General features: G+C 59.8%; 5 protein-coding genes. 4 read left to right on the top strand and 1 reads right to left on the bottom strand.

What is annotated here, in order from left to right; all coding sequences use genetic code 11:
• Positions 1-179: 179 nt before the first annotated feature.
• The 3 genes from ABIZ35_RS14655 (at position 180) to ABIZ35_RS14645 (ending at position 4,396) form a co-directional block, all read left to right on the top strand.
• Positions 180-1,988: an alpha-L-fucosidase gene (locus tag ABIZ35_RS14655; protein WP_348220661.1), complete on the top strand. Its 1,809-nt coding sequence runs from the start codon at positions 180-182 to the stop codon at positions 1,986-1,988.
• A 340-nt stretch (positions 1,989-2,328) separates the two neighbouring features.
• Entirely contained in the window at positions 2,329-3,102 is a 774-nt protein-coding gene (locus tag ABIZ35_RS14650) for a DUF1559 domain-containing protein (protein ID WP_348220660.1), read from the top strand.
• A 127-nt stretch (positions 3,103-3,229) separates the two neighbouring features.
• Entirely contained in the window at positions 3,230-4,396 is a 1,167-nt protein-coding gene (locus ABIZ35_RS14645) for a GntR family transcriptional regulator (RefSeq protein WP_348220659.1), read from the top strand.
• 83 nt (positions 4,397-4,479) lie between these two features.
• Here ABIZ35_RS14645 and ABIZ35_RS14640 read toward each other — a convergent pair whose 3' ends face one another.
• Complete coding sequence (locus ABIZ35_RS14640) at positions 4,480-5,202, bottom strand: hypothetical protein (RefSeq protein ID WP_348220658.1); 723 nt, start codon at positions 5,200-5,202, stop codon at positions 4,480-4,482.
• 276 nt (positions 5,203-5,478) lie between these two features.
• Between ABIZ35_RS14640 and ABIZ35_RS14635 the strand changes: the two genes are divergently transcribed.
• Positions 5,479-7,503: a right-handed parallel beta-helix repeat-containing protein gene (locus ABIZ35_RS14635; RefSeq protein ID WP_348220657.1), complete on the top strand. Its 2,025-nt coding sequence runs from the start codon at positions 5,479-5,481 to the stop codon at positions 7,501-7,503.
• The last annotated feature ends 256 nt before the right edge of the window (positions 7,504-7,759 follow it).

The following is a 7,759-nucleotide window of genomic DNA, read 5'->3' as shown; positions in this document are numbered from 1 at the left end:
CGCCACCCCTCCCTTGAAGCAGGGAAGGGTAATTAGGCTTTGTTGTCGCAGGGGGCTTTCGTCCGAGAATCTTTTTCCCACCCTTCCCAGCTTCATGGGAGGGGTGGCGCGAAGCGCCGGGGTGGGTCATATAAGGGCGCCCCGAAAGACCACGCCGCGCCCTTAAACAAGAACTAACCATGAAACCAAATCACATTGCAATACTCGCCCTCGCAGGCCTCATCTCGACCAGCATCTCGACCAAACACGCCGCCGCGCAGGCCACGATGACGAATGTCGACGACCCGCACGCGCACGAAACCAAGGCGCAGCGGGACACGCGGATGAAATGGTGGCGCGAGGCGCGCTTCGGAATGTTCGTTCACTGGGGCTTGTACGCCGTGCCCGGAGGGTTCTGGAACGGCAAGCCGGTCGGCGGCCGCGCGGTGAACACGCAGGGATACGGCGAGTGGATCATGCACAATGCGGAAATCCCCGTGGCGGATTACGCGACGCTGGCGCCGCAATTTAACCCGTCGAAGTTCAACGCCGACGCCTGGGCCCAGGCCGCGAAGGACGCCGGGATGAAGTATCTGATCTTCACCGCCAAGCACCACGACGGCTTCGCCATGTTCCATACGGCGGCCAGCCCGTTCAACATCTTCGACGACACGCCGTTCCATCGCGACCCTGTCGCCGAGCTCGTCGCCGCGTGCCGCAAAAAGGGGATTAAGTTCGGAATCTATTATTCGCAGTCTCAGGACTGGCATCATCCCGGGGGAGCCGCGTGGGATGGTCACTGGGACAAGGCGCAGGACGGCGACTATGATAAGTATCTGCGCGAGATCGCCGTGCCGCAGGTGCGCGAGCTGCTGACCAAATATGGCCCGATCTCATGCTTTTGGTTTGATACCGATACGGACATGACGCCAGAGCGCGCCGCGCCGTTTGTCGAATCGCTGAAGCTTCAGCCGAACATCATTTACAACAACCGATTGGGCGGCGGGTTCTCGGGAGATACCGAGACGCCCGAGCAGCATGTGCCCGCGACGGGATTTAAGGGCCGTGACTGGGAATCGTGCATGACGATCAACACGACCTGGGGCTACCGATCGGACGACTTCGACTTCAAGTCCACGGAAGACCTCACACGCAACTTGATCGACATCGCCTCCAAGGGCGGCAACTATCTGCTCAATGTCGGCCCCGACGCCCAGGGGATCATTCCAGAACCGGAAGTGTCGCGCCTCAAGCAGATGGGCGCGTGGCTGAAGGTCAATGGACAGAGCATCTACGGCGCGCAGGCCAGCCCGTTCAAGCGTCTCCCATTCGAAGGCCGCGCCACCGTCAAAGGGAATACGCTTTATCTCCATGTCTTCTCCTGGCCGGAGAACGGCCTGACACTGCCGGGCCTCCAAACTCCCGTGAAGAACGCGAAGGCGCTCGCCACCGGTCAGAAGCTGACAGTATCTAAAAACACGGATGGGACCGTGACGATCTCCAGACCAAGCAAGCTCGATCCCATTTCCACGACGATTGCTCTGAATCTGGCCGGCCCCCCAGCAGTGACGGAAACGGCCGCCGTCGTCACGCCGGGAGCCGACGGCGCTTTCAATCTCGGCGCCGCGAGCGCGGCCCCCGTGGGAGACACAATCGCTCTCCAAGGCGCCGGCGATAGCGCGAACCTGGGATATTGGACCGAGGCCGGCGACGCAGCCGAATGGAAGATCTCCGTCCCTGCGAACGCCGGCGGCGCTTATCAGGCGGCGCTGGAATACTCCTGCGAACCGGGCACGGAGGGGGCGGCGTACTCGCTGCGTCTCGACGGCCTCGAAACGGGGATTACCGGGTCGATCGCGGCCACATCGGGATGGTCGGACTTCCAGACCGTGCCGTTGCCGGGAACGCTGACGCTGACCCCGGGCGCGCACACTCTCCGGATTACGCCGACCAGTAAGCCTGGTTTCGCGGTCATGAACCTGAAGCGGATCAAACTCAGCAAGGGTTAAACAAAAAACAGCGACTGATTTTATGACCAAAAAACTTTTGGTCATAAAATCATGAATTATCACATATCCATAAAGAAATATCACATTCTCCAGATTGACGAAGTGTGTTAAAGGACCTATAATCAGAGCAGCTCCCACAGAGCATATTGGACAAAATTTTACCATTGACATCAGCTCACACCTTTGGTATAATAAAATTACAGACTTTGGTCAACATGGTCATATCTGTATAGGGAGCCAGAGACGTCTCGCACACCGACAACGCCGTGAGACAGATGAACGACTGTACATGCGGTCACGGCGAGTCAATGCCCGTGTATTTATCATGAAGGAGTCTTTTATGAACAAGCGATCTGGTTTCACATTGATCGAGTTATTAGTTGTTATCGCAATAATCGCGATTCTTGCCGCGATATTGTTTCCTGTCTTTGCCAAAGCCCGCGAGAAGGCTCGCCAGACCTCCTGTCTCAGCAATCAGAAGCAGATCCTGCTCGGCGTCCTGCAATACAGCCAGGATGTGGACGAACAGTTCCCCGTACTCTATACGGATACCGGCGCCGGAACCAACATCGGCTGGTATCAGGCGATCTATCCCTACATCAAAAGCACCGGCGTCTACACATGCCCAGACGATTCCAACAACAATGCCGGCGCACCGGGATGGATCGACGATACACAGTATCCGGTCAAGCGCTGCAGCTATATCGCTACCGTACGCATTGGGCTCGGCAACAATGACCCGCATATTTCTCTGGCTCAGCTGCAATCCCCCGCTTCAACGGTCTTCATGACCGACGGCGCCGTCCAAGCAACCGCTACCGCCCCGTATGTCACGGTGTCTTCCCCCGTCAAGAAATTCGCCTGGATCCTTGAGGATCCGGTCAAGGATGGCAGCTTCACGCCTGGTCCCTCGCTCGTCACGGGAACCAGCGATGACTGGGGAGCCCCCTCCATCCGCCATACCGACGGCAGCGTCGTCGCCTTCTTCGATGGGCACGCGAAATGGATGCGCCCATCGGCATGGTATTACGGCAACACGCCCTGGCTCGACCCGGAGTGTGGAGGAGGCGGCGCCAGCGGTACGAACAGCTACGGTGATTCCTGTAATCGTTAACGACATTCCACGAATGACCGGCCTTCGTCCAAATTTCGGACGAAGGCCGGGTTTGTTTGATCTTGCTGGCAAAGACGGCGAAACTTTGGTATAATATTTGTACCAATATCACCGCTTTGGACAAACTATGCTTGCAGAACGTCCCGCAACTTCGCGACATTCCAAAAACCGCCGCGGCCCTTCTCCGACCGCGCGCCAGGTGCTCACCATTCTTGAGGAGCGGATCGCCGGCGGCGTGTACCGCGCCGGCGATTGGCTGCCGACAGAGCGCGATCTGGTTCAGGAGCTTGGGATCAACCGTGCGGCTGTGCGCGACGCCCTGACGATCCTGTCGGAAAGCGGCCGCATCACCCGCCTCGCAGGCTGCCGTCCCCGCGTTTCTCAGCCCGCCGGAGACCGAACGAACGCTCGAAGCGCTCCCACGACTCATCCCTACACCATCGCCATCGTCCTGCCGCAGCACGACGGCGACTATGCCTCTCGGGAGATCATGCGCGGAATCAGCCGCGTCCTGCGGTCGCAGGAAACCCCGTGCCGGCTTCTCGTGCTGGACATCAACCTGGCGACCACGCTGCCGGAGCAGCTGGAGCAGGAAGCCTGCGCTGCGGTGGAAAACGAAAACATCGCCGGCGCGATTGTCTGGCCAACGCTTGCCCCGGAAACGCTCGCCCGATGGCGCCGCATTCAGAAGCTGGGACATCCGGTCGTGTTCGTCGATCGATGCGACACCGAGTCCCCCTGCGACTTCGTGGGCATCGACAACTACACCGCCGCCCGCGACGCCGTCGAGTACTTGATCGCTCAAGGACATACGCGTATCGCCCATTTGACCGACTCGGAACCCGTTTCTTCCGTGCTCCAGCGTCAGGCCGGCTATCGCGATGCGCTTCTGGACGCTGGCTTATCTTCCACGGAGCGCCTCTGGACTCTGCCGCACCACCGGAGCACGAACTTAAACGATCGGCTCGACCGTTATTTGCAGGAAGCGCCTCTTCCAACCGCCGTCTTTGCTTTGAACGACTTTTCGGCGAGTTTTCTGATCCAGCACTTGGAAACGCGCGGCATCCACGTCCCCGATCAGATCAGCGTCATTGGGTTCGATGACAGCGAACGATACTCTCCTCGTCCAGGCGTTCTCACGACGATCCGTCAGCCATTCGAGCGCATCGGCCAGCGCGCCGCTGAGATCTTCCTCCAGCGCCTGACGTCCCCCGATCCCGCCGCGCGATCCTTCCAGCATGTGCTTCTGCCGACCCAGCTAATCGAACGCTCCACCTGTAAACCGCTGGCGTAATCGCCAGCCATTCCCTTCGTCCGTAAACAAAAAAGCCGTGCGTTCGGAGCTCCGATCGCACGGCTTAACGCTCAGCACAGCGACTAAGGAGCGAACTGCTCGCCGGTGGCCGGGTAAGACGGCAGGGTGACCGGACCGACCTTGTCCGGCGTGTAGCTGCTCGCCCAGAAGTCCGGCGGGCCCTGGCTGTCCGGCACGGTATTGGCGACGCCCTTAATCCCGTGCTTCAGATAGGCGACGATGCTCCAGAGGTCGCTGTCAGAGAGATGGCGTGTGGAGGTCCAGGGCATCGGAGGCGCCAGATAGTGGGGCGCGGCGGGGAAGCCGCCCTGGCCAGGCGTGTCCCCGGTAATCACGCCGTCGGGAGTTGCTCCTGGGTCCAGCCCGTGCTTCAGAGCATTGTAGATCTGGCGGTCCGTATCATCAGCGATCCCCGTGGCGCTCGGCGTCAGATTGGGCGCATATGTTTTAAACGGCCCAATGTCGAAGGTTCCAGGATCTTGTCCGCCTGCGGTATAGCCGGACATCCAGTTCGCCGCGCCCGGGTTATTGACGCCGTGGGAGTGGCAGTCGATACAGCCGAGTGTTGTCACGAGATCGCGGCCGTGCTGGACCTGCGCCAGCGATGCCGTCGAGGACGGCAGGCCCGATGAGCCTCCACCGCCATCGTCGTCAGAACCACCGCATCCGGCGACGGCAATTACGCCGATTGCCGTCACGGTCAGCGCAATCCATGTCGCCGTCCTGCGTGTTTTGCCGACTCCCCTACGAGCCTCATGATTTCCCGATTTTTGAATAAGTGACACGGAATTTCTCCATTCCTTAAGTGATTGAGGATAACCACGCTGACTAAGCCGCGGCGAAGCGATTGAGAGAACTGTCCGGCAATACACGCAATGACTGCATTACCGAACACCGATTACATTTATACTCACGCAGGCGAATTTCCTGTTGCGATTTCATAAAAACGCTTACTCAACTCAATTATTTTTTGCTAATCTTGCATCGGCCACGGGTCTTAAGGAAAACTGCGTCTCAATAGCGAATAGCGCATGAGAAACCTCATTTTGAAAAGGCTTATCATGAAACTGCCTGTCCTGCTGATCCTGGCTTTAGCCGCTCTGACAACAGCCGCGCATGCAGCGCCACTGGCACTCTATGTTTCGCCCAAAGGAAGCGACGCCGCCACAGGCTCGTCCAAATCTCCGATGGCGACGCTGGACGGCGCGCGGGCGCGCCTGCGGACGCTCAAGACGGCGAGCAAATTGCCAAAAGAGGGCGTTACGGTCTGGCTTGCCGAAGGCGATTATCCCCTGCGCGACACGTGGAAATTGGGTCCAGAGGACGATCTCTCACCGATACCTGTCACGTACGCAGCCGCCAAAGGCAAGACAGTCCGGGTAACCGGCGGACAAAGCGTCGCGAATTGGACGCGCGTCACGGACAATGCGGTCCTGGACCGTATCGATCCGTCCGCACGAACGCATGTCTGGCAGTCTGATCTCAAGGCGCAGGGTGTTACGAACTACGGCGCCATCGTTTCGCGCGGCTTTGGCCGCCCACTGGCGCATGCGGCGCTAGAGCTGTTTTACAACGACGCGCCGATGACGCTCGCGCGCTGGCCCAACGAAGGCTCTTGGGCGATGACAGGCGGCAAGGAGTCTGAGAGCGCCGAGCAGCATTTCGGATACACCGACGATCGCCCCGCGCGCTGGACGAAGGCCGAGGACGCCTGGGTGCATGGATATTGGTCCTTCGATTGGGCCGACAGCTACGAACAAATTCAAACGATCGACACCCAGAAGAAGGAAATCACGACGGTCGGCAAGGGAGCCTTCGGCTACTCCGGCGCCCGGCGCTGGTACGCGCTGAATCTGCTGGAGGAGTTGGACGCGCCCGGAGAGTGGTATCTGGATCGCAAGACCGGGATTCTCTACTTCTGGCCGCCGAAAGGCGATGCACCTACTGGCAAAGCGGTTGTTTCGATCGCGAACGATTTGATCGTTTTGGACCATGTCTCCAATGTCACCCTGCGTGGGCTGACCCTGGAGGACTGCCGAGGCCGCGCCGTCACCATCAATGGCGGCGCGCGGAACGTTATCGATGGCTGCACGATCCGCGACTGCGGTAACCACGGCGCGGAGATATCGGACACGACGGACAGCGGCGTGCGCGGCTGCCGAATTTCCGAAACCGGAGACGGCGGCGTAATTCTGAGCGGCGGCGACCGCAAGACGCTCGCGCCTGGCCGTAACTTCGTCGAAAACTGCCGCATCGAGCGCTACAGCCGCTGGTCGCGCACCTACCGCGCCGGCGTGGTGGTGAGCGGCGTCGGCAACCATATCGCGCACTGTCTGATCTCCGACGCGCCGCACAACGCGATCTTACTCAGCGGCAACGATCACGTCATTGAATACAACGAGATCCACCATGTCTGCCAGGAAACAGGCGACTCCGGCGCGTTCTATATGGGCCGCGACTGGACGATGCGCGGCGACATCGTCCGGTTCAACTACTTCCATGACCTCGGCGGCGCCAAGGGATTGCAGGCCGGCGGGGTGAACGACGTTCAGGCGATCTATCTGGACGACACCGCCGCCGGCGCCACGGTCTTCGGCAACATCTGCGTCCGCGCCGGGCGCGGCGCGCTGGTCGGCGGCGGCCGTGACAACATCCTCGACAACAACATCTTCGTGGACTGCCGCACCGCGATCTCCTTGGATGATCGCGGGTTAGGCTGGGCCGCAAAATCCCTTCTTCCTGGCGGAGACTGGAACATGCAGGCAAACCTCGCTGCCGTGGGATACGACAAGCCGCCCTACAGCACGCGCTACCCGCACCTGGCGAACATTCTCCAGGATGACCCTAACGCGCCCAAATACAACACGATTCGGCATAACATCAGCGTCCGCTGCACTACCTGGCTGGATCTTTCCGAGAAGGCCAAGCCCGGCATCACCATCAGCAATAACCTCACCAACGCCGATCCGCTGTTTGTGAATGAGAAGCAGGGCGATTACCGCCTGAAGTCGAAATCGCCGGCGTTTAAGCTGGGGTTTCAGGCGATCCCATTTGACAGGATCGGGCCCATCCCCCCGCCGAAGTAAACTTCGGCTTCCCCCTTTCCCGGCTTCGGCCCTCCGGGCGGGAAAGGGGGCGTTCGTAACTGTGATCCAGGCAAGTGTTCCGTGTTTTGTGAGGAGGCTTTCGGGTAAGAAATTCTTCTCAGGACACGATAAAACTCGCCTGGATATGAGTTATCAGCACCCTTTTCCCCCGCGAAGCGGCTTGCTGGGAAAAAGGAGGAAGCGCGCTAAAGCGCCGGGGGAATAGGTCCCTCATCGCTTGACAACCCCTTGCCCC

It is taken from the genome of Capsulimonas sp. (assembly GCF_039929585.1).
Classification (GTDB): domain Bacteria; phylum Armatimonadota; class Armatimonadia; order Armatimonadales; family Capsulimonadaceae; genus Capsulimonas.
The sequence above is the reverse complement of the archived record's forward strand: the minus strand, read 5'-3'. Positions and strand labels throughout refer to the sequence as shown.

Coding starts and splice junctions, on each gene's coding strand:
- ABIZ35_RS14645 (WP_348220659.1), top strand. CDS start 3,230: ATGCTTGCAGAACGTCCCGCAACTTCGCGACATTCCAAAAACCGCCGC.
- ABIZ35_RS14635 (WP_348220657.1), top strand. CDS start 5,479: ATGAAACTGCCTGTCCTGCTGATCCTGGCTTTAGCCGCTCTGACAACA.
- ABIZ35_RS14650 (WP_348220660.1), top strand. CDS start 2,329: ATGAACAAGCGATCTGGTTTCACATTGATCGAGTTATTAGTTGTTATC.
- ABIZ35_RS14655 (WP_348220661.1), top strand. CDS start 180: ATGAAACCAAATCACATTGCAATACTCGCCCTCGCAGGCCTCATCTCG.